Origin of the sequence: Novosphingobium sp. SG919, assembly GCF_012932495.1 — a bacterium.
GTDB classification, from domain to species: Bacteria; Pseudomonadota; Alphaproteobacteria; order Sphingomonadales; family Sphingomonadaceae; genus Novosphingobium; species Novosphingobium rhizosphaerae.
Map to the genome: position 1 here is coordinate 144445 of NZ_JABCNG010000006.1, position 24409 is coordinate 168853.

Annotated in this window: 23 protein-coding genes; 9 read left to right on the forward strand and 14 right to left on the reverse strand. The window is 65.6% G+C overall.

What is annotated here, in order from left to right; translation table 11 throughout:
• Window positions 1-28 precede the first annotated feature (28 nt).
• Complete coding sequence (locus FHT19_RS20790) at window positions 29-517, reverse strand: hypothetical protein (RefSeq protein WP_169476641.1); 489 nt, start codon at window positions 515-517, stop codon at window positions 29-31.
• A gap of 47 nt (window positions 518-564) precedes the next feature.
• Between FHT19_RS20790 and FHT19_RS20795 the strand changes: the two genes are divergently transcribed.
• Window positions 565-2568, forward strand: a complete 2004-nt coding sequence (locus FHT19_RS20795) for an energy transducer TonB (RefSeq protein WP_169476642.1) — start codon at window positions 565-567, stop codon at window positions 2566-2568.
• A gap of 116 nt (window positions 2569-2684) precedes the next feature.
• Here FHT19_RS20795 and serA read toward each other — a convergent pair whose 3' ends face one another.
• Together serA and FHT19_RS20805 are read right to left on the reverse strand one after the other, a co-directional pair.
• Window positions 2685-4268 carry a phosphoglycerate dehydrogenase gene (serA, locus tag FHT19_RS20800; RefSeq protein ID WP_169476643.1) on the reverse strand — a complete coding sequence of 528 codons (1584 nt, stop codon included), beginning with the start codon at window positions 4266-4268 and terminating at the stop codon, window positions 2685-2687.
• A 138-nt stretch (window positions 4269-4406) separates the two neighbouring features.
• Window positions 4407-5543: a phosphoserine transaminase gene (locus FHT19_RS20805; protein ID WP_169476644.1), complete on the reverse strand. Its 1137-nt coding sequence runs from the start codon at window positions 5541-5543 to the stop codon at window positions 4407-4409.
• 208 nt (window positions 5544-5751) lie between these two features.
• Here FHT19_RS20805 and FHT19_RS20810 point away from each other — a divergent pair, with 208 nt between their 5' ends.
• Both FHT19_RS20810 and FHT19_RS24300 read left to right on the forward strand, forming a co-directional pair.
• Entirely contained in the window at window positions 5752-6432 is a 681-nt protein-coding gene (locus tag FHT19_RS20810) for an extensin family protein (protein ID WP_169476645.1), read from the forward strand.
• A gap of 113 nt (window positions 6433-6545) precedes the next feature.
• Window positions 6546-7202, forward strand: coding sequence for a hypothetical protein (locus FHT19_RS24300; protein ID WP_211185024.1), 657 nt, complete (start codon window positions 6546-6548; stop codon window positions 7200-7202).
• A gap of 175 nt (window positions 7203-7377) precedes the next feature.
• On the opposite strand, the gene FHT19_RS20820 is transcribed toward FHT19_RS24300, so the two are convergent.
• The 7 genes from FHT19_RS20820 to FHT19_RS20850 form a co-directional block, all read right to left on the reverse strand.
• A complete protein-coding gene (locus FHT19_RS20820) occupies window positions 7378-7995 on the reverse strand; it encodes a LuxR C-terminal-related transcriptional regulator (RefSeq protein ID WP_168556415.1) in 618 nt (205 codons plus the stop codon).
• 301 nt (window positions 7996-8296) lie between these two features.
• On the reverse strand, window positions 8297-9034 hold the full coding sequence (locus FHT19_RS20825) for a proteasome-type protease (protein ID WP_168556414.1): 738 nt from the start codon (window positions 9032-9034) through the stop codon (window positions 8297-8299).
• 109 nt (window positions 9035-9143) lie between these two features.
• Entirely contained in the window at window positions 9144-9959 is an 816-nt protein-coding gene (locus tag FHT19_RS20830) for a transglutaminase family protein (protein ID WP_169476646.1), read from the reverse strand.
• A 21-nt stretch (window positions 9960-9980) separates the two neighbouring features.
• Window positions 9981-10928, reverse strand: coding sequence for an alpha-E domain-containing protein (locus tag FHT19_RS20835; RefSeq protein ID WP_169476647.1), 948 nt, complete (start codon window positions 10926-10928; stop codon window positions 9981-9983).
• Between the two features lie 21 nt (window positions 10929-10949).
• Complete coding sequence (locus FHT19_RS20840; protein WP_169476648.1) at window positions 10950-12383, reverse strand: circularly permuted type 2 ATP-grasp protein; 1434 nt, start codon at window positions 12381-12383, stop codon at window positions 10950-10952.
• Between the two features lie 195 nt (window positions 12384-12578).
• Entirely contained in the window at window positions 12579-13367 is a 789-nt protein-coding gene (locus FHT19_RS20845; protein WP_169476650.1) for an alpha/beta hydrolase, read from the reverse strand.
• Window positions 13368-13490: 123 nt separating this feature from the next.
• Window positions 13491-14027, reverse strand: a complete 537-nt coding sequence (locus FHT19_RS20850) for a TetR/AcrR family transcriptional regulator (RefSeq protein WP_169476651.1) — start codon at window positions 14025-14027, stop codon at window positions 13491-13493.
• Between the two features lie 109 nt (window positions 14028-14136).
• Between FHT19_RS20850 and FHT19_RS20855 the strand changes: the two genes are divergently transcribed.
• Entirely contained in the window at window positions 14137-14760 is a 624-nt protein-coding gene (locus tag FHT19_RS20855) for a glutathione S-transferase (RefSeq protein WP_169476652.1), read from the forward strand.
• Here the strand turns inward: FHT19_RS20855 and FHT19_RS20860 are convergent.
• Window positions 14751-15188 (reverse strand): hypothetical protein, encoded by a 438-nt coding sequence (locus FHT19_RS20860; RefSeq protein WP_169476654.1) that lies wholly within the window; start codon window positions 15186-15188, stop codon window positions 14751-14753. The two genes, FHT19_RS20855 and FHT19_RS20860, sit on opposite strands and share 10 nt — an antisense overlap.
• Between FHT19_RS20860 and FHT19_RS20865 the strand changes: the two genes are divergently transcribed.
• Window positions 15187-15372: a hypothetical protein gene (locus FHT19_RS20865; RefSeq protein ID WP_169476656.1), complete on the forward strand. Its 186-nt coding sequence runs from the start codon at window positions 15187-15189 to the stop codon at window positions 15370-15372. The genes FHT19_RS20860 and FHT19_RS20865 overlap by 2 nt on opposite strands.
• A 188-nt stretch (window positions 15373-15560) precedes the next feature.
• Here the strand turns inward: FHT19_RS20865 and FHT19_RS20870 are convergent, their stop codons facing one another.
• Window positions 15561-16154 (reverse strand): DUF3617 domain-containing protein, encoded by a 594-nt coding sequence (locus FHT19_RS20870; protein ID WP_168556407.1) that lies wholly within the window; start codon window positions 16152-16154, stop codon window positions 15561-15563.
• A 116-nt stretch (window positions 16155-16270) separates the two neighbouring features.
• Between FHT19_RS20870 and uvrB the strand changes: the two genes are divergently transcribed.
• Together uvrB and FHT19_RS20880 are read left to right on the forward strand one after the other, a co-directional pair.
• Window positions 16271-18457, forward strand: coding sequence for an excinuclease ABC subunit UvrB (gene uvrB / locus FHT19_RS20875; protein WP_168556406.1), 2187 nt, complete (start codon window positions 16271-16273; stop codon window positions 18455-18457).
• A 153-nt stretch (window positions 18458-18610) separates the two neighbouring features.
• Window positions 18611-19177: a hypothetical protein gene (locus FHT19_RS20880; protein ID WP_169476657.1), complete on the forward strand. Its 567-nt coding sequence runs from the start codon at window positions 18611-18613 to the stop codon at window positions 19175-19177.
• 2 nt (window positions 19178-19179) lie between these two features.
• Here FHT19_RS20880 and FHT19_RS20885 read toward each other — a convergent pair whose 3' ends face one another.
• A complete protein-coding gene (locus tag FHT19_RS20885) occupies window positions 19180-19656 on the reverse strand; it encodes a hypothetical protein (protein WP_169476847.1) in 477 nt (158 codons plus the stop codon).
• A 111-nt stretch (window positions 19657-19767) separates the two neighbouring features.
• Window positions 19768-21921, reverse strand: coding sequence for a malate synthase G (locus FHT19_RS20890; RefSeq protein WP_169476658.1), 2154 nt, complete (start codon window positions 21919-21921; stop codon window positions 19768-19770).
• A 214-nt stretch (window positions 21922-22135) separates the two neighbouring features.
• Between FHT19_RS20890 and FHT19_RS20895 the strand changes: the two genes are divergently transcribed.
• Complete coding sequence (locus FHT19_RS20895) at window positions 22136-23356, forward strand: hydrolase (protein ID WP_169476660.1); 1221 nt, start codon at window positions 22136-22138, stop codon at window positions 23354-23356.
• Between the two features lie 4 nt (window positions 23357-23360).
• Window positions 23361-24398: an arginine N-succinyltransferase gene (locus FHT19_RS20900; RefSeq protein WP_169476662.1), complete on the forward strand. Its 1038-nt coding sequence runs from the start codon at window positions 23361-23363 to the stop codon at window positions 24396-24398.
• Window positions 24399-24409 lie beyond the last annotated feature (11 nt).

Genomic DNA, 24409 nt, shown 5'->3' on the forward strand with positions numbered 1-24409 from the left:
GGCGCGGAAGGACGGGCAATGCAAGCGGTCAACGCGGCTGGCCCGCGCACGCCGCCCGCCACGCCGGCAGGTCGGCCGGGCGCAGCGGGCCGCGCCATGGCTGGCAGGCGCTTCCCGATGCCACCGCAGCTGGCAGGCCGAAACCCACGCCCAGCCGGCGCTCGGCGAGTTCGCGCGCGGCGGCCGGCGGCATCGTGTCCACCTGGCCTTGCAGGCCCGGTGGCGCCGCGATCGGGCGATCGATCCAGGCCAGCACGATGCGATCGGGCGCGGCTGCCCGCACCAGCGCAGGCAGGTTGGCATATTCGGCCATGCACGGCGCACACCATCGCGCCCCCAAAAGCACGATGCGGTTGGGCGCCTGCTCTGCAGGAGCCGGCGCCGCGCCCGCCCCGGGCGCAGACAGGCACCCGCCGGCAAGCAAGGCAAAGACAAGCCGCCCACAGGACACCCCGAAGCGGGCAATGGACGTGGACAGGTGTGTCATCAGTTCATAGTATTTGACGGCAATATTCATGTAAATGCCACGGGAGAACTGTGTTGCGCCATCGATCGACGTGGCTGTTGAGTGCCTTTGCCCCCGCCGCTGCGGCGCTTGCGCAACCGGCGCCGCAAAACACGCTGCAGCAGCGCTTTGACGCGGCAACCGCCGCCTATGACAAGGACGACTGCGCAACGGCACTGCCCCTGCTCGACGCGCTGGCCGCCGATCCGCACGTGAAGCCGGGCAGCCTGCCAGCCGTGGTGATTGCCGCACGGCGCGGCGCCTGCCAGGTCCGCACCGGCCACGCCGAACAGGGCGAGTCCCTGCTCCTGGCCGCGCTTGCCGCGATGCGCCCGCATGCCGACCAGCTGCCGATCGATATTGCCCAGGCAGAAATCATGCTGGGCACTCTGGCAGCCAGCCGCTGGGACCATGATGGGGCGCTCGCGCATTTTGATGCCGCGCTTGCCTTGCAACAGGACGGCGCGCGCAGCGTCGCGCTGCAGCGCATTGCCCTGCTGACGGCATTCGACAGCGACAACCGATCGATCGACGCGGCCAACGAAGGGCTGCGGCTGGAGACGGCCAAGCCGGCGCCCGACAAGATCATGCTGGCGCAATGGCACCTCCTGCTCGGCCGCACCTGGCTCAATCGCGGCCAGGTCAAGACGGGCAAGGCCGAACTTGAAACCGCGCTGAAGCTGGCCGGCGGCCTGCACGACCATATCAGCGCGTTCGACGCCGGCCTGCGCCAGGACTTGGCCCAGGCCGCCTTGCTCGACAACCAGATCGAAGACGCACGCCGCTACATGGCCTACTCCGGCGCCGGGCACGCCGGCAGTGCGAGCTTTGGCAGCGCGGCGGATATGGATTCGCCCGATTGCGGGCCGGAAACCGGCCTCGAGCCCGACGACATGGCCATCGTGCAATTGATGATCAGCGAGAGCGGCGACGTCCTGGGCAGCCAGACTCTCTACAGCACGGGCAGCTATGCCAAGGCCCAGGCCTTTGCCCGCGCCGCAGCCAGTTGGCGCTGGAAGCCCGAAGATGCGGCCAAGATGCCCGCGTTCTTTCGTTCCACGGCACGCGTGGAATTGCGTTGCAGCCGGGGTGGTGGCGGCCTTTCGCCAGCGGCACCGCTGAACGAGGCGATCACCGCATGGGCGCGCCAGGCTGCCCTGGCGCTGCCGATGAACCGCCAGACTTGGCCCGCATGGCTGGCCGCAACCGATGCCGCGCGGCAAAGCGGCGACAAGGCCAGCGAACTGGTGGCCCGGGTGGCCATGGCCGATATGGACCTGCGCACCGATGCCGACAGGCTCGCCTCGATCGATCGCGGCCTGGTGCTGGCCCAAGACGCGGCATTGCCGCAGGCCTTGCGCAACCAGGCGCGGGTGCTGTTGACGTGGCAGCGCGAGAGGATCGTGCGTTCGGACAAACCCGAAAACCGGGTGATCACGCGAAGCGGGCGGGGCTATCCCGCGCTGCAGACGCTGGCGGAGGAACCGGCCATCGCCGCCGATCCCTTGGCACGAAACGCCAGCCTGCTCCTTGCCTTGCCGGTGCGCCCGGTGGCCGCCGACCGAGCCAACGCCACGGCCGTGCTGCAACGCGTGGCCAGCGATACCGGCCTGCCCCCACGCCATCCGTTGCGGCAGTTCGCGCTGTTGCGTCTGGCCAATGACGCCGCCAGCAAAGGTCGCTTGGACGAGGCGCAGCGCCTGTTTGCCGACACCGGCCTGAGCGAGGAACAATGCGCATTGATCGGACCCAAGCCTGCGCTGACGGCCATCAACACCAGCGCCGGCGCTTTTCCCGCCGATGCGGCACGCTGGGGCTTTGAAGGCTGGGTGCGCAGTGAATACGATATCCAGGCCGATGGCCGCACGGCGGCCCTGCGGGCGGTGGCGTCTTATCCGCCATTCGTATTCGACAAAGCCGCGCAAACGATCCTGGGCAGGGCCCGCTATCAGGCGAGCTATCGTCCGGAAAACGGCGCGGCGTGCAGCGCCAACCGCGAAACGATCCGCTTCAACATTCCTGGCAACCTGATGGTCGCCAAGGAAATCAAGAAGAAGTCGTGATATTCCAGAAAGACCGCCGCACCACCATGGCGCGCAACAAAAAGGGCGGCGCCGCAAGGCACCGCCCTTTCCTGCCTTTCAGGCCAGGCCTGAAGTGATGTGAACGGCCGAGCCGATCAGAACTTGAGCGCCTTGATCACCCGCACGCCCTGGATTTCGCGCGCGGCGGCGAGCACGGCTTCGTTCACCGGACTGTCCACCGAAAGCAGCAGCACCGCTTCACCACCGGCTTCGCGGCGGCCCAGGTGGAACGTGCCGATGTTGATCCCAGACTGGCCCAGCAGCGTACCGATCGAACCGATGAAGCCCGGCGCGTCGGTGTTGACGATATAGAGCATGTCGCCATCGAGATCGGCTTCGATGCCGATGCCGAAGATTTCGACGAGGCGCGGCTGGCCGTTGCCGAACAGCGTGCCGGCCACCGAACGGTCGCCCTGGCTGGTCGAGACGGTGACGCGCACCAGCGTGCGGTATTCGCCTTCGCGATCGTGGCGCACTTCGCGCACGTCGAGCCCGCGCTCCTTGGCCAGGAACGGCGCGTTGACCATGTTCACGGTGTCGGAATACTGCTTCATCACGCCGGTCAGCACCGCCGCCGTGATCGGCTTCTGGTTGAGCTGGGCTGCGGCGCCTTCCACTTCGATGGCGATCTTGGCCAGGTTGTCGTGCGCCAGCTGGCCCACCAGCGTGCCGAGCTTTTCGGCCAGCGCCATGTAAGGCTTGAGCTTGGGCGCTTCTTCGGCCGAGAGCGAGGGCATGTTGAGCGCGTTGGTCACGCCGCCGGTCACCAGGAAATCGGCCATCTGTTCGGCCACCTGCAGCGCCACGTTGACCTGGGCTTCGGTGGTCGAAGCGCCCAGGTGCGGGGTGCAGATGAAGTTGGGGGTGCCGAACAGCGGGCTGTCCTTGGCCGGTTCGGTTTCGAACACGTCGAGCGCGGCGCCGGCGATGTGGCCGGAATCGAGCAGGTCCTTGAGCGCCTTTTCATCGACCAGGCCACCACGCGCGCAGTTGACGATGCGCACGCCCTTCTTGGTCTTGGCCAGATTTTCGGCCGAGAGGATGTTGCGCGTCTGGTCGGTCAGCGGGGTGTGCAGGGTGATGAAGTCCGCCTTGGCCAGCAGGGTTTCCAGGTCAGCCTTCTCCACGCCCATTTCCACCGCGCGCTCGGGGGTGAGGAACGGGTCGAACGCCACGACTTTCATCTTGAGGCCCAGTGCGCGGCTGGCAACGATCGAGCCGATGTTGCCCGCGCCGATCAGGCCGAGCGTCTTGCCGGTCACTTCCACGCCCATGAAGCGGTTCTTTTCCCACTTGCCGGCCTGCGTCGAAAGGTCGGCCTCGGGCAGCTGGCGGGCGAGCGCGAAGATCAGGGCGATGGCGTGTTCGGCGGTGGTGATCGAGTTGCCGAACGGGGTGTTCATCACCACCACGCCCTTGGCCGATGCGGCCGGAATGTCGACGTTGTCCACGCCGATGCCGGCGCGGCCGACAACCTTGAGGTTGGTGGCGGCTTCGAGGATTTCCTTGGTCACCTTGGTGGACGAGCGGATCGCCAGGCCATCGTACTGGCCGATGATTGCCTTCAATTCTTCCGGCGTCTTGCCGGTGATCACGTCCACGTCGCAGCCACGCTCCTGGAAAATGCGGGCGGCGTTGGGGTCCATCTTGTCGGAAATGAGAACCTTGGGCTTGGTCATGGTCTTTGCTCCATGGGTGCACGGCACGATAGCCGCGCGGCCGGTGTGCCGGCTGGAAATGGGGAGTGTGCGCCCCCTGCCCCGTCACCCCGGATTTGACCGGACGCGACGGGTGGTGGGAATGGCGCTAAATGCGGATCAGGCTTCGGCGGGCGTGGTCAGCTGGGCATAGGCCCAGTCGAGCCAGGGGCCGAGCGCCGCGATATCGGCCGTATCGACCGTGGCGCCACACCAGATGCGCAGGCCCGCCGGGGCATCGCGATAACCCGCGATGTCAAAGGCGGCGCCTTCCTTTTCGAGCAGGCCGGCAAACTTCTTGATGAAGTCGGCGTCCGCCCCTTCGACGGTGAGGCACACCGAGGTGCGCGAGCGGATGCCGCTGTCGACCGCCAGGTGGCCCAGCCACGAACGCTCGGCCACGATCTTGTCGAGCGCGTGGGCATTGGCGGTGCAACGCGCCTTGAGCCCTTCGAGCCCGCCGACCGACTTGGCCCATTCGAGCGCGAAGATCGCGTCTTCCACGGCCAGCATCGAGGGGGTGTTGATGGTTTCGCCCTTGAACACGCCTTCGGCCAGCTTGCCCTTGGACACCAGGCGGAACACCTTGGGCAGCGGCCAGGCCGGGGTGTAGGTTTCCAGGCGCTCGACCGCGCGGGGGCCAAGGATCAGCACGCCATGCGCGCCTTCGCCGCCCAGCACCTTCTGCCACGAGAAGGTGGCAACGTCGATCTTGTCCCACGGAATGTCATAGGCAAACACGGCGCTGGTCGCGTCGGCAAAGGTCAGGCCTTCACGGGTCTCGGGGATCCATTCGCCATCGGGCACGCGCACGCCGCTGGTGGTGCCGTTCCAGGTGAACAGCACGTCGTCGGCAAAATCCACCTTGGAAAGGTCGGGCAGCTGGCCGTAATCGGCGCGGAGCACGGTGGGCTCCAGCTTGAGCTGCTTGACCGCGTCGGTCACCCAGCCTTCGCCAAAGCTTTCCCAGGCCAGCGTGGTCACGCCGCGGGCGCCCAGCATCGTCCACATCGCCATCTCGAACGCGCCGGTATCCGAACCGGGCACGATGCCGATGCGGTGCGTGGCGGGCAGCTGCAGCACGTCGCGCATCAGGTCGATGGCGAGTTGCAGGCGCACCTTGCCGATCTTGGCACGGTGCGAACGGCCCAGCGATTCGGTTTGCAGCTTGTCGAGAGAATACCCCGGCGGCTTGGCGCACGGACCCGAGGAAAAGAAAGGACGCGCCGGCTTTGCGGCGGGAATACCAACAGTCATGTAGACTCTCCTCACAGAGAGCACGCGCGGCGTTGGGACCGCGTGGCCCGGAGCCGCTCATAAGGGCGTGGGCGGGCGTGTCAATCGACCTTCCGGCCAGGATGGCAAAAAATGCTGCGCAGCGGTTCGTCGCAAAAACACCCCCCAAGTGCATCTGCGGGCTTTCCATTTACCCTGGAGTAACCAAGACTGCGCCAGGCTTAAGTTTATGGCACGACGCATTCTTCTTGCCTGGGCCATGCTGCCGGTGATTGCCCTTGCCGGCTGTGTCGATGCTCCACGCGGCCCGCGCCGCCCGGCGCGCATGGTGTCGCGCCCGGTGGTGCAGCCCGTGCCCAATTCGGCGGCGACGCGCGCCTGCATGGTTTCGCTGCGCCAGAATGCCATCGGCTATGTGCCGGTGCCCGATCAGTATTACGGCGCGGGGTGCAGCACGATCGGCAGCGTGCGCCTGGCCTATCTGCGCAGCGACAGCGCGCAACTGGGCCTGGCCAATGCCGGCCCGGTGACCTGCCAACTGGCCAATGCCCTGCAAGGCTGGGCACGGTTCGGCGTGGACCGCGCCGCGCAGCAGATCCTGGGCAGCCCGCTGGTCAAGCTGGAGACGATGGGCAGCTACAACTGCCGCAACGTGGCCGGCACCGCGCGCCGCTCCGCCCACGCCACGGCCAATGCCATCGACATTTCCGGCTTCCTCCTGGCCGACGGCCGCCGCGTGACCGTGCTGCGCGACTGGAACGACCAGGACCCACAAATCCGCGCCTTCCTTCGGGCGGTGCACACCAGCGCCTGCAAGCGCTTTGGCACCGTGCTGAGCCCGGATTACAACGCCGCGCACCGCGATCACTTGCACCTCGAAGTGGGGAGCGGGCGACCGCTGTGCGGGTGAGATTGGTACGTGGCGTCATAGCGGGAGGATTAAAAGTGCCGCATTTGCCGCAGCCTCCACCATGCTGAAAATTGACGTTGCAATCGTGGAGATGAACAAATAATTTCAAATATATGGATTGCGTTTTTCTGCTTCATCATACACGCTCTGATGACGAATATGCCGATGATGCGAAATTAATTGGCGCCTATCGGTCCAGAGAGGCCGCTGCTGCCGCTATCGAGCGCTTGCACGATCAACCCGGATTCAGGGATCATCCCGAGGGTTGGGACATTCAGATGTCTAAATTGGACGAGGATAACTGGCGCGAGGGCTTTACGAGCTTACCGTGCTCAAATCTCGTTTTATTTCAATTCGAGCCCGACGAAGACGGTTGCGGCAAGCTTTTGGTCTCAATCGAAGTCAACGGCTTTAACGGTCACGGAGAAGCGTGGTTCTCAACGAAAGCGCTCTTCGAATTTGCAAAAGCATGCTCAGACTACCCCATAACGACTGAATCCGCCCCCAGTCTGCGGGGTGGTTTTTGGGATGATAATGCAACATCAATCAAGCAAGTTCATGTTTTTATTTCCGTTCAGCCCTATGATCTGAGGGGAACACTACAAGCGACGATTCATTTAGCCACCGAATTTTATAATAATGATGATCAGCCTTGTTCGGTTAAGGCGAAATTTTTGCTGACGTATGAGGATTTGAAGGCCTTTGCAGACCGCTTCCCTTTGCTCTTGTCTGGCAATGAAACGAAGGTTGCTCTGCGGTCTTCGCTCTGACCGATAGGCTTTCCCGCGCACACCCCCTCCGCCAGCCCTGCGGGCTGCCACCTCCCCCACGGTGTGGGGGAGGATCTTGGCGGGTCTGCCGGAATGCAGAAAGGCGGGAGGATCCCGCCTCCCGCCTTCCTGAAGGCCTCCCCCTAATGGCCGATGTCGTGTGTCGGTGATGGCGTCAGGCCACTTCGCCCAGGCCCGTTGCCTCGATGCGCAGGCGCACGGCTTCGGCGGCGTGGCGGGCGCCCAGCTTGCCCATCATTTTCATGCGGTGGATTTCCACGGTGCGCGGGCTGATATCGAGGTCACGGGCGATTGCCTTGTTGCTGCACCCTTCGGCCAGGCGATCGAGCACTTCGCGTTCGCGCAGCGAGAGGCGGGCGATGCGCTGGCGTGCTTCGGCGGCGCGGGCGCGTTGCACGCGGTGGGTTTCGGCCTCGTGCGCGGCGCGGGCGATGGCTTCGTTGAGCGGGGCGATCTGGCTGGGAATGGCCAGGTAATCCAGCGCCCCCGCCTTGATCGTGCGCACCACCGCCCAGGTATCGGGCGCATCGCCGATGGCGATCACCGGCAGCCAGTGCCCAGCCCGCATCATCGCGCCGATCAGCGCGGGCACCGCCTCTCCCGGCGGATCGTCATGTGCGAGCAGCAGACCCGTGCTGGGCGCGTGGGCCAACAGCTCGTCGGTGCTGCCGTATATCTCGGCATGATGCCCGGCGGCAAAAGCGAGGCGAGCGAGCTGTGCCCTGCGGGCAGAGTCGCTATCGAGGATGTGGAGTGTGACACGTTCGACCATGGGGCCGAAGTAACCACCCTCGGGCGTGTTCGCGCCATGCGCGAATGCTTCGTTCTGAACGCTTCCCTTAGGACTGGGGAGGATTACCGTCCCATATTCCTTAGGGATTTCGGCTCCGAAGCGGAGCCGATTATTCAGTCGAAGTTCATCAATATGTGTCGATTCCTGTCCCATGCCGACAATTTGCCGCAAGCACATGAGTCAAGTCTTGCGAAGCATGCCTGCCGGCCTTTGATCGACACATACGCGATCTCTCATAGTAAATCTGCTACGTATATTTACTATGAGCGCGATTTTGCCCTCAATCGAAACGATAATCGGGCAACTGGTGAAACGCGTTGCGCAGCGCCTCGCTCCAGCTTGAGGAGATCGCGTTGAAATAAGGATCGTCGGCGCGGATGCGGCGCTGGTGCAGCGGCTCGAAGCGATCGCGCTCGATCACGGTCAGGTCGAACGGCAGGCCCACCGACAGGTTGGCCGCGATCGTGGAATCGAACGAAACCATCAGCAGCTTGACCGCCTGTTCGAAATCCATGCCCTTGTCATAGCCGCGCAGCAGGATCGGCCGGCCATACTTGGTTTCACCGATCTGGAAAAACGGCGTGTCGAAATTGGCCTCGATGAAATTGCCTTCGGGGTAGACCATGAACAGGCGTGGTTCCATGTCCTTGATCTGGCCCGCCACGATCATCGTGGCGGTGAACCGCGCGCCCTCGCCCTGCACCGGGCCGGACTGGCGCCCTTCGATCACCTTGCGCAGCAGATTGCCAACGTGGGTGGCAACCTGGAACATCGTCGGTTCTTCCAGGATGGAAGGACGGCGCTCGCTGGGCGCCTTGTTGCGCTCTTCCAACTGGCTGATCACCGACTGGGTGGTCGCCAGGTTTCCCGCGGTCATGATCGTGATGACCCGTTCGCCCGGCACCGACCAGGTGAAGCTCTTGCGGAACACCGAAATGTTGTCCACGCCCGAGTTGGTGCGGGTGTCGCTCATCAGGACAAGCCCCTTGTCGAGCATCATCCCCACGCAATAGGTCATTGTCCGTCCCCGTCCGGCCGGGCATGTGCCAGGCCGGTTCCCCTTTGCCATACGCCAACGATCCTTGCCGCCGGCCCAACACGGGGCCTGCGGCGAATCCGGGCGCTTCTTATTGTTCCATACGCTGCTGTTCAACGGCAAGGCTGACGTGCATCGCCTCGTCGCGCGCGCCATAGCGAATGCCGGTGATCGGCGCGCATGCGGTATAATCGGCCCCGGTGGCCAGATGCACATAGCGCGCATCGGGGCAGATCGCATTGGCCACGTCAAAGCCCACCCAGCCCAGCCCCGGCACATGGGCCTGCGCCCAGGCATGGCCGGCATCCTGCTCCACCCGATCGTCCATCATCAGATAGCCGCTGGCATAGCGGGCCGGAATACCCAGCAGCCGCGCCGCACCAATGAAGACGTGGGCCTGATCCTGGCACACGCCGCGCCCGGCGGCGAGCACTTGTTCGGCGGTGGTGGCAACGTCCGTATGGCCCGGTTCATAGGCCACTGCCTCGCGCACCAGAGCGCAGAGCGCGTGGAGACGGGCCAATGTATCTTCCGATTCCACCGGCAAGGCATCGACCAGCGCTTGAAGCCGCGCGCCACCGCGGGTCAGCGCGGTCTGTTCGGTAAAGTGCCACAATGGCAGATAGCCCGGCTGCTTGCCCAGGACGCCCGCCGTGTCAGACGTCTGGACCACGCCCTGGCTGCGGATGACCACTTCGCGCGCGCCCGGCACGAACGAGATCAGGGTAACGCGGTTGCCGTTCTCGTCGTCATAGCTGACTTCGGGCTGCGCGCCCTCGAGCTCGATCTCCCAGAATTCGGTGGTTTGCCCCCGGCAGGCCAGCGGGGTGAGGCGCAGGCGCTGCAGCCCGTGGGCGACCGGCGTGGAAAAGGTGTAGCGCGTGGTGTGGCTGATCGCGAGGCGCATGGGCTGGCCTTTCCCCTTTCCTTATTCGGTGAAGCGGTAATCGCGCTGGATCTGCTGCGCGAGGTGGTTGTTGGCGGCGATGAACTGGCCGATCACCTGGTGCAGGCCCTGTTCGAACACCGCGTCGATGGTCTGGTGCTTGAGCTGCTGGTGGGTGCGCGCGACGATCTCGTGCGTTTCCAGCCGATCGCCATATTCATCGGAGAGCCGATCGAGATAGTCGCGCAACTGGGCATAGCAGAACGCCAGGCTGCGCGGGAAACGCCCGTCGAGCATCAGGAATTCGGCAATGCCCCGTGCCTCCATCCGCCCGGCATTCAGCCAGCGATAGGCACGATCCCCGGCCACGGCGCGCAGCACGTTGTCCCACTGCACGTTGTCCAGGCTGGACCCCACATAGGAAACCGAGGGCAGCAGCACGTAATACTTCACATCGAGCAGGCGGGCGGTGTTATCGGCCCGTTCGATGAAACTGCCGGCGCGGGCGAAGTAATAGATGTCGTTGCGCAACATCGTGCCTTCCATCGCCCCGCGCACCAGGGTGGACTGGCGGCGGACCAGGTCGAGCACGCCGCCCAGCCGGGTTTCGGTCACGGTGCGGGCCAGTTCCTCTTTCAGGACCATCCAGCTTTCGTTGACCGCTTCCCACACCTCGCGGGTGATGCCGGTGCGGACCATGCGCGCATTATGGCGCGCCTGTTCCACCATGCTCAGCACATTGCCGGGATTATCGCGATCGCGCAGGATGAAGTTGAACACGTTGCTGCCGGCATAGTCGCTGCCGAACTTGGCCTGGTAGGCGCCCTGCAGCCCCAGCGTGACGACGACCGAGCGCCATTCGTCGCTGGCATCGGCGGCATCGCGGGTGAGCGCCATGCGAAAGCCGGCCTCCACCAGCCGCGCGGTGTTTTCCGCGCGTTCGAGATAGCGGAACAGCCAGAAGATACCATTGGCGGAACGTCCAAGCATTTTATCGTTTTCCCTTCCGCCTCAATCGTCCAGCACCCAGCTGTCCTTGGTGCCGCCCCCTTGCGACGAATTGACCACCAGCGATCCCTTCTTGAGCGCCACGCGGGTGAGCCCGCCGGGCGTGATGTCGATCCCCTGGGGCGAAACCAGCACGAAGGGGCGCAAGTCCACATGGCGCGGGGCCAGCCCCGCCTTGGTGAAGATCGGCACGGTGGAGAGCGAAAGCGTGGGCTGCGCGATGTAATTTTCGGGGTTGGCGCGCAGCTTTTCTGCGAACATCGCGATTTCCCGCCGCGACGAGGTGGGCCCAATCAGCATGCCGTAGCCGCCCGAGCCATGGACTTCCTTGACCACCAGATCGGCCAGGTTGTCCATCACATAGGCCAGCGAATCGCTTTCGGCGCAGCGCCAGGTCGGCACGTTGGCCAGGATCGGCTTTTCACCGGTGTAGAATTCGACGATCTCGGGCATGAAGCTGTAGATCGCCTTGTCATCGGCAATGCCGGTGCCCGGCGCGTTGGCGATGGTGATGCCGCCGGCGCGATAGACGTCCATGATGCCCGAAACGCCCAGCACGCTTTCCGGCTTGAAGGTCAGCGGATCGAGGTAATCGTCGTCTACCCGGCGATAGAGCACGTCGATCGCTTCCCAGCCGCGCGTGGTGCGCATGGCGACGCGGCCGTTTTCCACTTTCAGGTCGCTGCCTTCGACCAGTTCGGCGCCCATCTGGTCGGCCAGGAATGCGTGCTCGTAATAGGCGCTGTTGAACGTGCCGGGGGTGAGCACCGCCACCACCGGCTTGTGCCCGTTGGCGGCCGGCGGGGCGCAGGCGGCCAGGCTGCGCGCCAGGCGGCGAGGATAGTCCGAAACCTCGCGCACCCGCACCTTGGTGAACAGTTCGGGGAACATGGCCATCATGGTTTCGCGGTTTTCGAGCATGTACGATACGCCCGATGGCGTGCGTGCATTGTCTTCGAGCACCATGAAATCCTCTTCGCCCGTGCGGACGAGGTCGATGCCGACGATGTGGGTGTAAACGCCGCCAGGCGGCGTGAACCCGGCCATCTGCGGCAGGAAGGCCTTGTTGGCCTTGAGCACGCGTTCGGGCAGGCGGCCAGCCCGAACGATTTCCTGGCGGTGATAGAGATCGTGAAGGAAAGCGTTGAGTGCGCGCACCCGCTGCTCGATCCCGCGCGACAGGCGCCGCCATTGCGCGGCGTTGATGATGCGGGGAACCATGTCGAAAGGGATGAGGCGCTCTTCGGCGTCCTCGTTGCCATATACGTTGAAAGTGATCCCGGTCTTGCGGAAAAAGGCTTCGGCTTCGCCCGATTTCCGCCGCAGCAATTCTGGTGGCTGTTGTTTCAGCCACTCGCAGTACCCGGCATAGGCAGGGCGCGTGAAGCCGTCGGCGTCAAGCATCTCGTCATAGGACGAGAGCGAGGAATTGGTCATGCAGAACCTCCCGTCTGACACATTGCTTGCACACGATTCGCACCGCCGCAAGCGCCGATGCTGCGCGTGCGAAACAATTGGTTCGATCGTGGCGCAGGGCCTTGCACCGGGCGATTTGGCGTGGCAGCATCCGCGCCGCGCTGGTTCGCGTCAGTTTTCGTCCGTTTACTGGCAGGAAAACCCCGCGCCACCCGGTCAGTGGCGCGCGACGAGGTCGACGAGCGTGCGTGCGACTTGCGGATGGGCGGCAAAACCCAGGTGGGTGACTCGCAGCGGCACGGCCAGGTCACGCTCGCCCGGCCACCCGGCCGCACTGCGCGGTGCCACGATGCCATCGCGCGGGCTCCACAACGCGATCGTGGGCACTGGGGGCTTGGTCGCCAGGTCTTGCGCCATCGGCGCTTCATCCACACTGTGCCCAGCCACGACCTGATATGCGCGCCAGGCATTGTTGGCACGCCGATCCCCCGAAAAGGGCGTACCCATCGTGATCACCAGGGCAACGTCATCCGGGCAGGTCTTGGCCAGCTGACGGGCAAACAGCCCGCCCAGGCTCCATCCCACCAGAACGAGGGGCTCGCCTTCGCGGCGGGCCATGGTTTCCACGCGCTCTGCCAAGCGGGCAAACCGATCCTCGCTGGATCCGAAATTGAACCCCAGGCCCCAGTCGCTTACCCGGTGCCCGGCACTTTCCAGCGCGGCGGCCAAAGGCTTCATCCGCACCGGATGGGTGCCGAAGCCGGGCAACAGCATGACCGGGCGCGAATGCGGCGCGGGCGGCGGCGGCGCAGCCAAATCGGCGCGGGCGGCCTGCCAGTGATCGATCGGCGTTGCCAGTTCACCCAGCAGGCGCGGCCAGGCCGGTCCGCGCACCCCTTGCGGCCGCGGCGCAAAGGCCAGCGCGCGCCGACGCGCCAGGGCAGCCCCGAGCGTCTCGAGCGTTTCCCAGGCAGTGCGGGGCGTGGAAGAAGGATGCGAAGCCATATGTGTCACCGGCCAAGAGCTATCTCATGCCGGAGATGAACGCCACAAAGACGGGATTGTTTCAAATTCATGTCACAAACCGCACTCTGCCGCATTCATCGGCCGATGCGGCGAGGCCGATCGTCAGCCGGCCGCCAGGCCGTGCATCACCACGGCAAGGGCCTGGCGCAGATCTTGGCGCGAGAGGGCCCCGCCGCGATCGAGTTGCAGCGTGGCCAGCCCGTGGACCAGCGCCCAACAGGCAAGCGCCGCACCAGGCGCCGGCCGGGGCAGCAGCGCGGTGATCCGCGCGGTCAGCACGCCATAGGCGTGGTCGCGCGATGCCGCGCCACCATCACGCCCGGCCAGCCCGAACATCAGGCGGAACAGGCCCGGCTGGGCCATGGCGAAATCCACGTAGGCCAGACCCTGGGCCATCAGCGCCTCGGCACCCGGCGCGGATTGGTCCGCCGCGCGCAACGCGGTCTCCAGCCGGGCAAAGCCTTCTGCCACCACGGCGCCAAGCAGGGCGGCCTTGCTGGGGAAATGGCGATAGGAGGCCATGGCCGAAACGCCGAGTTGGCGTGCCAGCGCGCGCAGGCTGGGTTCGCCTGCGCCATGGTCGAGCGCGGCGATCGCTTCGTCCAGCAGCCGTTGGCGCAGTCCCTGGGGTTCATTCACGCTTGTTTACACCGCCTTGCCGCCTCGCTATGTTTACAGTGTAAACTGCATGGATACGGCAGGCAAGGGGCGGCCGACAGCCGTCCCGCCAATTGCCCAAGGAGGCGTCATGATCATCGTCCACCATCTCAACAATTCCCGCTCGCAACGCGTGCTATGGCTGCTGGAAGAGCTGGGCCTGCCCTATGCGCTGCGTCGCTACGAGCGTGACGCCAAGACCATGTTCGCCCCGCCCGAGCTGCGCGCGGTGCATCCGCTGGGCAAATCGCCGGTGATCGAGGACGAGGGCCGCGTGCTGGCCGAAAGCGGCGCCATCGTGGAATACCTGGTGGCCAAGGCCGGCGGCTGGCTCGGTGCACCTGAAGACGAGGACGACGCGCTGCGTTACACCATGTTCCTGCACTATGCCGAGGGGTCGATGATGCCGCCGCTGCTGCTCAAGCTGGTGCTGTCGCGCGTGCCGATCATGGGCAAGATCGCGCTCAAGAAAATCCAGCCGCTGATCGACGTGCATCTCGATTTCGTGGAACGCGAACTCGCCAGCCGGCCGTGGTTCGCGGGCGAGCGCATGACCGCGGCCGACGTGATGATGAGCTTCCCCCTGGAAGCCGCCCGCGCCCGCGCCGGCCTGGACCAGACCCGCCCCCACACCATCGCCTGGCTGGACAAGATCCAGGCCCTACCCGCCTATCGCCGCGCGATCGAGGTGGGCGGGCCTTATGCTTATGATTGAGTGCCCGGCGCAGCGAGGCGAACCTGGCTCCGGTCGAGCGCCAGGGTGAACAGGCCACTGGCGGCAGCCGTCACACCCGCGGGTACGATTTCCAGCACCATGGCTTCGGGCGTGTCACCGGCGCTGGGGTGTTCGTCGATCACCTTGTAGCGGCGCTGGGCCGACAGCATGTAGCAGCGCGGGCCATCCCCATCGACGGTATCGAGATAGGACCGCATCTTGGTGGTGCGTCCGCTCTGGCGCAACGCGACGACCGCGTGCAGGTCCTCCTGCTCGCGACAGGCGATCCCCGCCTGGGGAAACGTCACCACGTTTTCCACGTCCACCCAGGGCTTCGCACGCTCCAGCCGCAACGGCATCGGACGGCGATCCTCGGGCGAGGCCACGGCGGCCGGAATCAGCCCAAGCACGGTGGCACAGCCAGCCATGAGCAACAATTCAGGACGCTTGCGCCCCGAACGCCTGCGCCTGTGCGGCAATGCGGCAGCTTTGCATATCAAAATCAGCAGGCACACCGCCAGCACCGCATCAACCACGGCAAGAACTTCGCCGATCATGAAGACCCCCGTATTCACAACCCCGGGGCATCATCCCATAAAATACAAGTCATGATCAATGGCATTGTGCCGTTTAAATGGCGCTTGCAGTACAAGTTCAGAAGTAAAGATTTTTACTTCTATTTAACTATAAATAGATAGGATGGCTGTGCCGCCACTGCCTTGCCACGGGCTTCGGGGACGGCGGCGCCCCTGGCAGGCACCGCCGGATTTAAAACCCACCGCCGTTGACCGCAAACACGCCTAGATCGCCGCCGCCTTCTCGTCGGCTTCGGCCTGGGCCTTTTCCTGCGGGGTGCATTCGCCCGCGTGGGTGGACTGCGTGGCCACGTGCATGCGCATCTGCTTGCCGGCCGGGCCGGTGCCGGTCATGTCCATGTCCATGGCGAAGTGCTGGGCATCGTACGTGCCCTTGAGGGTGATGGTCTGCGTCGCGCCGCCGCGCCCACAATTGAGCACGCCGTCGATCTTGCCGTCGGCCATGGCAAAGGTCTTGTACCGACAGGTCTTGTCTGCCTGCCCAAAGAAATCGCCATCCGGGCGCGCCGCCTTTTCCTTGGTCAGGCAGGATCGCTCGGCGCGGGCGCGGCCCAGGGCTTCCTTCATCTTGCCGACCATTTCGGGGGGCATGCCGGGCATGTCGATGTCGATCGCCTTGACCTGCGTAGTCCAGGCGCCGGGCTGAAACTTCACGCCGGCCTCGGCCACCTTGGCCGCCACTTCGCCCGCGTCGGCATCCTTGGCCACCACGGTGGGCTCTTTCTTGCAGCCTGGCAGCAACAGCGCCACAACCAGCAGGGCGGGCCCAAGCAAGGCGGATGGGGTCTTGGCAATCATCGTCACTCTCCCGATTGGGCGGGAGACGCTATCACGCCATGTCGGCCAAGGCCATGGCATGATCGGGCGCTTTGCCGCCGATTGCATCTGGCGACCATGTTCCCCATATGTTGCCCATGGCCGAAATCATCATCCGCAGGGGGCTGGAAGAGCCCGACACATCCGGCAACTTCGTGCCGCACAAGCCCCAGCGACCGGAAAAGCTGGAGCCGGGCCGCCCGTTCAAGGTGGTGTCGGACTATAGCCCGGCCGGCGACCAGCCCACTGCGATCGCCGATCTCGTGGCCAGCGCGCGCGAGGGGGAGCGCACGCAAGTGCTGCTCGGCGTCACCGGCTCGGGCAAGACCTTCACCATGGCCAAGGTGATCGAGGAATTGCAGCGCCCCGCCCTGATCCTGGCGCCCAACAAGATCCTGGCGGCGCAGCTCTATGGCGAAATGAAGAGCTTCTTCCCCGAAAACGCGGTGGAATATTTCGTCTCGTACTACGATTATTACCAGCCCGAAGCCTATGTGCCGCGGTCGGACACATACATCGAGAAGGAAAGCTCGGTGAACGAGGCGATCGACCGCATGCGCCACTCGGCCACGCGCGCGCTGCTCGAACGCGATGACGTGATCATCGTCGCTTCGGTCTCGTGCCTCTATGGCATTGGCTCGGTCGAAACCTATTCGGCCATGGTGTTCGACCTGAAGAAAGGCGAAAGCGTCGACCAGGGCGAGATCGTGCGCAAGCTGGTGGCCTTGCAGTACAAGCGCAACGACCATGCGTTCCAGCGCGGCACGTTCCGCGTGCGGGGCGACAACCTCGAGATCTTCCCCTCGCACTACGAGGACACCGCCTGGCGCATCAGCTTTTTCGGCGACGAAATCGAAGACATTGCCGAATTCGATCCACTGACCGGCAAGGCCGACACGCGGTTGTCACAAGTGCGCGTTTACGCCAACTCGCACCACGTCACGCCCGGTCCCACGCTGATGCAGGCGCGCGAGGCGATCAAGTTCGAACTGGCAGAGCGGCTCAAGGAGCTTCAGGCCGAGGGCAAGCTGCTGGAAGCGCAGCGGCTGGAGCAGCGCACCCATTTCGACCTGGAAATGATGGCCGCCACCGGATCGTGCGCGGGGATCGAAAACTATTCGCGCTTCCTCACCGGCCGCCTGCCGGGAGAACCGCCGCCGACCCTGTTCGAATACCTGCCCGACAATGCCCTGCTGTTCGTCGACGAAAGCCACCAGACCGTGCCGCAGATCGGCGCGATGGCGCGCGGGGACCACCGCCGCAAGATGACGCTGGCCGAATATGGCTTCCGCCTGCCCAGTTGCATCGACAACCGCCCACTGCGCTTCAACGAATGGGACGCGATGCGCCCGCAGACGTTTGCCGTTTCGGCAACGCCAGGCAATTGGGAGATGGAGCAATCGGGTGGCGTCTTTGCCGAGCAGGTGATCCGCCCCACCGGCCTGATCGATCCGCCGGTGCTGATCCGCCCGGTCGAAGACCAGGTACAGGACTGCATCAACGAATGCCGCCTCACCGCACAGAACGGCTATCGCACCCTGGTTACCACGCTGACCAAGCGCATGGCCGAGGACCTGACCGAGTTCATGCACGAAGCGGGCCTGCGCGTGCGCTACATGCACTCCGACGTGGAGACGCTGGAGCGCATCGAACTGATCCGCGACTTGCGCCTGGGCGTCTATGACGTGCTGGTGGGGATCAACCTGCTGCGCGAGGGGCTCGACATTCCCGAATGCGGGCTGGTCTGCATTCTCGACGCGGACAAGGAAGGTTTCCTGCGTTCGGAAACCTCACTGATCCAGACCATCGGCCGCGCCGCGCGCAACGTGGACGGGCGCGTGATCCTCTATGCCGACCGGATGACCGGCTCCATGGAACGCGCAATTGCCGAAACCGATCGCCGCCGTGAAAAGCAGAATGCCTACAACGAGTTACATGGCATCACCCCGGCCACGATCAAGCGCCAGATTGCCGACATCATCGCCGATACGGCCAGCCGCGACGGCGTGCTGGTGGATCTGGACGACGACACCACCAACAATCTCGTCGGCCACAACCTGCGCAGCCACATCGAAGACCTGGAAAAGCGCATGCGCAATGCCGCCGCCGATTTGGAATTCGAAGAAGCGGGCCGCCTGCGCGACGAGATCCGCCGCCTGGAAGCGACCGAACTCGGCCTGCCCGAAGGCGAGCACAAGGCGCCCATCGTGGGCCGCAGCAACGAAGGCAAGCCCGGCACCCGCAAGACCCGCTACGGCAAGTCTCAAAAGAAGTGGGGGAAGTAAGGAGAGGGTGACATGCCCTCCCCCAACCCCTCTCGCACGCGGGAGGGGCTTTGATCCTCCCTCCGCAACGCAGGGGGAGGTGGCGGCCGCAGGGCGTCGGACGGGGGACTCACATGGTTGCTTGCCGCGCCGGTCCGCGATAGCACCGAGGCCATGATCTTGCGCCGTCCGGTTTCGCTGCTCGCCCTGCTTGTCCTTGCCGCCTGTTCGCAAAAGGCGCCCGCGCCGCTCGATAGCGGAGCCCCGCTCAATGCCGTGCGCGTGCCGCTGCCCGAAAGCCAACCTTTGCCCGCAGCGCCGGCCGGCAACGAGAAGCCGATCTGGGCCGGTGCACCTGGCGGCGACAGCGTGCGCTATGGCGCGCCGGGCGCTGGGCCGGACCTGTCGCTTGCCTGCCGGCAGGGCGTGCTGGTGGTGACGCGACATGTGCCGGCCGAAGTGGGCGCGCAGGCGCTGTTCGCCCTGCAGGGGCGCAAGCGCATCGTGCGGCTGGCGGTGGATGCCACCGCCGTGCCGGGATCGCAGGGCTATCTTTGGCAGGGCAGCTTGCCTGCGGGCAATCCGGCAGCGGACGTGTTCGAAGGACCGTTCGTGGGCACGCTGCCCGATGCGGGCAAGATCAGCGTGCCTGGCAGCGATCTCGTGCGCGCGCTGATCCGCCGTTGCGGCGCGCGGCCTGCCACGGGGGCGGCGCCGGCCGCACCCCAGGCACAGGAATAGCGTTACAGCTTCCCGAACTTGTCTTCATAGGCGGCGGTGTCACCACTGCTCAGCAGCTTGGCCTGTTCCACCCAATTGTCCCGCGTGGGGCGGCCGGCAAAGGCGCCTAATTGCGCGTCGATCCGCGCCACGTCTTCGTCGCTCCATGCCGCGATCTGCTCGAACCGCGTCACGCCCAGGCCGGCCAGCAGCGTCTTGAGTTTGGGGCCAAGGCCCTTGATGCGGGTGAGGTCGTCACCCTCTGCAACTGGTGCGGGCTCCACCGGTGGCGGCGCAGGCGTGACGATCGCGGCCGCAGGCGGCGCATCGATCAGCGCGGTGTTGCGCTGCGCAGGCGCGGCCCCTTCAGACAGCACATCGTTGAATTCGCGGCGCTCGGGCGCCTTGCCGGCGCGGCGCAGCAGCAGGATTGCCACCACCAGCAGCAGCGCCACGGCGCCAGCCACCAACGGCCAATTGGCCTCGATCAGTTGCAGCATTGTCTTTCCAGGTTCCATGTCATCGGAAAAAGCGACTGGAACCGCCATGGCAACAAGCGCGCTGCGGGGCAAGCGGGGCGGCGCGCCAGAACACCCCGCCCCGCCGATCGTTCAGGCAGGTTCTGCCACCAAGGCCGCCGCCTTCTTGCGCCGGCGCCAGGCGTGGAGCAGCGGCTCGGTATAGCCGCTGGGCTGACTCACACCCTGGAACACCAGGTCGCAAGCGGCGCGGAACGCAAAGCTGGTTTCCCAGTTGTCGGCCATCGGTTCATAGGCCGGATCGCCGGCATTCTGCGCATCCACCTTGGCGGCCATGCGCTGCAACGCATCCATCACCTGCGCGCGCGTGCACACCCCATGCAGCAGCCAGTTGGCCAGATGTTGGCTGGAAATGCGCAAGGTGGCGCGGTCTTCCATCAGGCCCACGTCATCCAGATCGGGCACCTTGGAACAGCCCACGCCCTGGTCGATCCAACGCACGACGTAGCCCAGCAGGCCTTGCGCATTGTTGTCCAGCTCGGCGCGGATATCCGCTTCCGACCAGTTCGTCCCTTCGGCCAGCGGAATGGCCAGCAGAGCATCGAGCGATGGCACCGGCCGCGCGGCGATCTCGGGCCTCAGGCCGAACACGTCCACCTGGTGGTAATGGGTGGCGTGAAGCGTGGCCGCGGTGGGCGACGGGACCCAGGCGGTGTTGGCACCGGTTTGCGGATGGGCGATCTTTTCGGCCACCATCGCACGCATGCGATCGGGCGCGGCCCACATGCCCTTGCCGATCTGCGCCTTGCCCGAAAGCCCGCACGCCAGACCGATCCCCACGTTGCGCGCTTCATAGGCGGCGATCCAGCCCGATTGCTTCATCGCACCCTTGCGGATCATCGGTCCGGCCTGCATCGAGGTGTGGATTTCATCGCCCGTGCGATCGAGGAAGCCGGTGTTGATGAACACCACGCGGTCCTTCACCGCCGCGATGCAGGCGGCCAGGTTGGCGCTGGTGCGACGCTCCTCGTCCATCACGCCCACCTTGATGGTATGGCGCGGCAGGCACAGCAGGTCTTCCACCGCATCGAACAAGTCGTTGGTAAAGGCCACTTCCTCGGGCCCATGCATCTTGGGCTTGACGATGTAGATCGATCCCTCGCGGCTGTTGCGATAGCGGCCCTTCTGCATCACGTCGTGCATGGCGATGGCCGAGGTGATCACCGCGTCCATGATGCCTTCGGGAATCTCGGCACCATCGGCCAACAGGATCGCCGGGTTGGTCATCAGGTGGCCGACATTGCGCACGAACAGCAGGCTGCGCCCGGGCAACGTGAAGGCGGAGCCATCGGGCGCGGTCCAGGCGCGGTCGGGCTCGAGCGAGCGGCTCAGCGTCTTGCCGCCCTTGGCGAAATGGGCCGTCAGGTCCCCGCGCATCAGGCCCAGCCAGTGGCGATAGGCCACCAGCTTGTCTTCCGCATCCACCGCCGCGATCGAATCCTCCAGATCGACGATCGTGGTCAGCGCCGCTTCCAGCACGATGTCGGCGAGGCCGGCCTGGTCGGTGGCGCCCACGGGGTGTGCGCGATCGATCACCAGTTCGATGTGCAACCCGTTATGCACGAACAGCAGTCCGCCCGGCTTGTGGCCGACCCACTGCGCCGGATCGGCCAGCGCGGGCACGCCCTGCCCATCCCAATCGCCCCACGATCCGCCCGCCAAGGGCAGCGCGGCATCAAGGAACGCGCGCCCGGCCGCAATCACCGCCGCGCCGCGCGCCGGGTCATAGCCGCCGGGCAGCGCCGGCGCGGCATCGAGCGCATCGGTGCCGTACCACGCATCGTAAAGGCTGCCCCAGCGCGCATTGGCGGCATTGAGCAGGAAGCGATCGTTGAGCACGGGCACGACCAGTTGGGGGCCGGCCATCGTGGCAATCTCGGCATCGACGCCTTGCGTGCCCACGGCAAAGGGCGCCGGCTCGGCCACGATATAGCCGATTTCTTCCAGCAAGGCGCGATAGGCGGCCGGATCATGCGGCTGGCCGGCCCGGGCCAGATGCCAGGCATCAATCGCGGCCTGGATCGTGTCACGCGTGTCGAGCAGCGCGCGATTGACCGGGGCAAACCGGGCCACCAGCGCGGCAAAGCCCGTCCAGAACGCGCCCACGTCAAGCGCCAGGGGCGCCAGCACGTCGCTTTCCAGGAAGGCCGCCAGCGCGGCATCCACATGCAACCCGGCGCGCGTGGTGCGGGGGCGCAAGTCGGCAATTTCGGTAAACTCACCCATGGTCATCTGCCTTTGTCGTCAAAACGGGCACGGCAAGACCGGCTCGTGGCTCCGTATCGTGTCGATACCGAAACCCTGCCGACCTGCCTATTGAACCTGGGGAGGAACGCCCTTGTTTTGCCCGATTCGCTTCGGCTTGGCAACCGGGTTCCATTCGCTGCGGCTTAGGCAGGGGGTTCACCCCGGCCGCGGGAACCGCTAGGCGTGGTTTCCGATGCAACAGTTTTCCGCCCGCGAACTTTCAGGCTCCGAACAGGCCCTGCTTGCCCCGATCGAGGGCGCCGCCCTGCTGTCCCAGGTCCTGGCGTGGAGCGCGATCAACACGGGCACCCGCAACTTGTCCGGGCTGGCCGCGCAGGCCGGCCTCCTGGCCGATGCCTTTTCGGTTCTACCCGGCACGGTGCAGCTGGAACCGCCGGCCCCGGTGGAAACCGTGGGGCCGGATGGCACCTTGGGCCTTCTGGACCATGGCGCGCATCTGGTGGTGCGCGTGCGGCCAGATGCGCCGCGGCGCTATCTGCTGACGGGGCATATGGACACGGTGTTCCCAGCCAGCGATCCGTTCCAGACGGCCACCTGGCTTGACGAAGTGACGCTCAATGGGCCCGGCGTGGCCGACATGAAAGGTGGCATTGCCGTCATGCTGGCCGCCCTCCTCGCCTTCGAGCGCAGCCCGGCTGCGGCGCAAGTCGGCTACGACGTGATGATCAATGCCGACGAGGAAACCGGCAGCCTGTCCTCCGCCCCGCTGATCGCACGGCTGGCAGCGGGCAAGGCGGCGGCGCTGACTTATGAACCTTCGGCCCTGCCCGATGGCACCCTGGCCGGCGCGCGCGCGGGCAGCGGCAACTATTCCGCCGTGATCACCGGCCGATCCGCCCACGCCGGGCGCAACCCGGACGATGGCCGCAACGCCATCGTGGCCGCGGCAGACCTTGCCCTTCGCCTCAAGGCACTGCACCGCGCCGGTCTTTCGGTGAACCCCGCGCGGATCGACGGGGGCAGCGCCAACAACGTGGTGCCCGACAAGGCCGTGCTGCGCTGGAACATCCGCCCCGCCAGTACCGAGGATGCGCAAGGCTTTGCCGTGGCCCTGGGCCAGGCCGTGACCGAAGTGGAGCGCCTGCACGGGGTGGCCATCCACGTCCATGGCGGGATCAGCCGCCCGCCCAAGCCGCTCACCCCGCCAGCCCAGGCCCTGTTCCATCTGGTGCGGACGTGCGGCGCCGCGCTGGGCCAGACCATCGGCTGGAAAGACACCGGCGGCGTGTGCGATGGCAACAACATCGCCGCTTTGGGCGTACCGGTGGTCGATACCATGGGCGTGCGTGGCGGATCGATCCATTCGCCGCAGGAGTTCCTGATCGTGCCCTCGCTGGCCGAGCGCGCGGCGCTCTCGGCGCTGGTGCTCCATCGTCTCTCGGGCGGGGAATGAAACGATGACGTTCCGTATTCGCGCCGCGCGGCCCACCGACCTTGAAGCCATGTATGAAATGGCCAAGCTAGGCGGCAGCGGCTTTACCAACTTGCCGGCCGACCGCGCCTCGCTGCGCGCCAAGCTGGAACGCGCCGCCGCCGCCTTTGCCGAGCCGCGCGAGCGCCTGCCCGATGGGCCGGGCGACGAACTGTTCGTCATGGTGCTGGAAAACGTGGCCACCGGCGATCTGCGCGGCACGGCGCAGATCTTTGCCTGCGTCGGGCGCAGCGGGCCGTTCTATTCCTATCGCCTCACCACGCTGACCCAGCATTCCAAGGAACTGGACCGCACGTTCCGCGCCGAGATGCTCCATCTGGTCACCGACCTGGAAGGATCGAGCGAAGTGGGCGGCCTGTTCCTGCACCCAGGCGAGCGCGCGGGCGGGCTGGGGTTGCTGCTGGCGCGCAGCCGTTATCTGTTCATCGCCATGCACCGCGCCCGATTCGGCCCGCGCATCCTCGCCGAACTGCGCGGCGTGATCGACGAGCGCGGCGGATCGGCGTTCTGGGACGCGGTGGGCGGCAAATTCTTCGGCATGGGCTTTCAGGATGCCGACCATTTCAATGCCTTGAACGGCAACCAGTTCATTGCCGACCTGATGCCCAAGCATCCCGTCTACGTGGCGATGCTGCCGGAAAGCGCGCGCAGCGTGATCGGCATGCCCCACCCCAACGGCCGCCCCGCCATGCGCATGCTGGAGGCCGAAGGCTTTGCCTATGAAGGCTATGTCGACATTTTCGATGGTGGCCCCACGCTGAGCGCGCGGACCGACCAGGTGCACTCCATCGCCGGGGTGCGCGCTGCCACGCTCGCGCAGGTGGCCGCGCCCGAAGGGCATGGCCCCGCCCGCCAGGCATTGGTCGCCACCGGGCGCCTCGCCGAATTTCGCTGCACCCTGGGGGAAGTGACCGATGGGCCAGAAGGCCTGATCCTCGATCCGGTTGCCGCTGCTGCGCTCGATGTGCGGCCCGGCGACACGGTGTGGCATGTGGACCGCTGAAGGACGGAAAC

Coding starts and splice junctions, on each gene's coding strand:
- FHT19_RS20790 (WP_169476641.1), bottom strand. CDS start 517: ATGAATATTGCCGTCAAATACTATGAACTGATGACACACCTGTCCACG.
- serA (WP_169476643.1), bottom strand. CDS start 4,268: ATGACCAAGCCCAAGGTTCTCATTTCCGACAAGATGGACCCCAACGCC.
- FHT19_RS20805 (WP_169476644.1), bottom strand. CDS start 5,543: ATGACTGTTGGTATTCCCGCCGCAAAGCCGGCGCGTCCTTTCTTTTCC.
- FHT19_RS20810 (WP_169476645.1), top strand. CDS start 5,752: ATGGCACGACGCATTCTTCTTGCCTGGGCCATGCTGCCGGTGATTGCC.
- FHT19_RS24300 (WP_211185024.1), top strand. CDS start 6,546: ATGGATTGCGTTTTTCTGCTTCATCATACACGCTCTGATGACGAATAT.
- FHT19_RS20820 (WP_168556415.1), bottom strand. CDS start 7,995: ATGGTCGAACGTGTCACACTCCACATCCTCGATAGCGACTCTGCCCGC.
- FHT19_RS20825 (WP_168556414.1), bottom strand. CDS start 9,034: ATGACCTATTGCGTGGGGATGATGCTCGACAAGGGGCTTGTCCTGATG.
- FHT19_RS20830 (WP_169476646.1), bottom strand. CDS start 9,959: ATGCGCCTCGCGATCAGCCACACCACGCGCTACACCTTTTCCACGCCG.
- FHT19_RS20835 (WP_169476647.1), bottom strand. CDS start 10,928: ATGCTTGGACGTTCCGCCAATGGTATCTTCTGGCTGTTCCGCTATCTC.
- FHT19_RS20840 (WP_169476648.1), bottom strand. CDS start 12,383: ATGACCAATTCCTCGCTCTCGTCCTATGACGAGATGCTTGACGCCGAC.
- FHT19_RS20845 (WP_169476650.1), bottom strand. CDS start 13,367: ATGGCTTCGCATCCTTCTTCCACGCCCCGCACTGCCTGGGAAACGCTC.
- FHT19_RS20855 (WP_169476652.1), top strand. CDS start 14,137: ATGATCATCGTCCACCATCTCAACAATTCCCGCTCGCAACGCGTGCTA.
- FHT19_RS20865 (WP_169476656.1), top strand. CDS start 15,187: ATGAGCAACAATTCAGGACGCTTGCGCCCCGAACGCCTGCGCCTGTGC.
- FHT19_RS20860 (WP_169476654.1), bottom strand. CDS start 15,188: ATGGCTGGCTGTGCCACCGTGCTTGGGCTGATTCCGGCCGCCGTGGCC.
- FHT19_RS20870 (WP_168556407.1), bottom strand. CDS start 16,154: ATGATTGCCAAGACCCCATCCGCCTTGCTTGGGCCCGCCCTGCTGGTT.
- uvrB (WP_168556406.1), top strand. CDS start 16,271: ATGGCCGAAATCATCATCCGCAGGGGGCTGGAAGAGCCCGACACATCC.
- FHT19_RS20880 (WP_169476657.1), top strand. CDS start 18,611: ATGATCTTGCGCCGTCCGGTTTCGCTGCTCGCCCTGCTTGTCCTTGCC.
- FHT19_RS20885 (WP_169476847.1), bottom strand. CDS start 19,656: ATGCTGCAACTGATCGAGGCCAATTGGCCGTTGGTGGCTGGCGCCGTG.
- FHT19_RS20890 (WP_169476658.1), bottom strand. CDS start 21,921: ATGGGTGAGTTTACCGAAATTGCCGACTTGCGCCCCCGCACCACGCGC.
- FHT19_RS20895 (WP_169476660.1), top strand. CDS start 22,136: ATGCAACAGTTTTCCGCCCGCGAACTTTCAGGCTCCGAACAGGCCCTG.
- FHT19_RS20900 (WP_169476662.1), top strand. CDS start 23,361: ATGACGTTCCGTATTCGCGCCGCGCGGCCCACCGACCTTGAAGCCATG.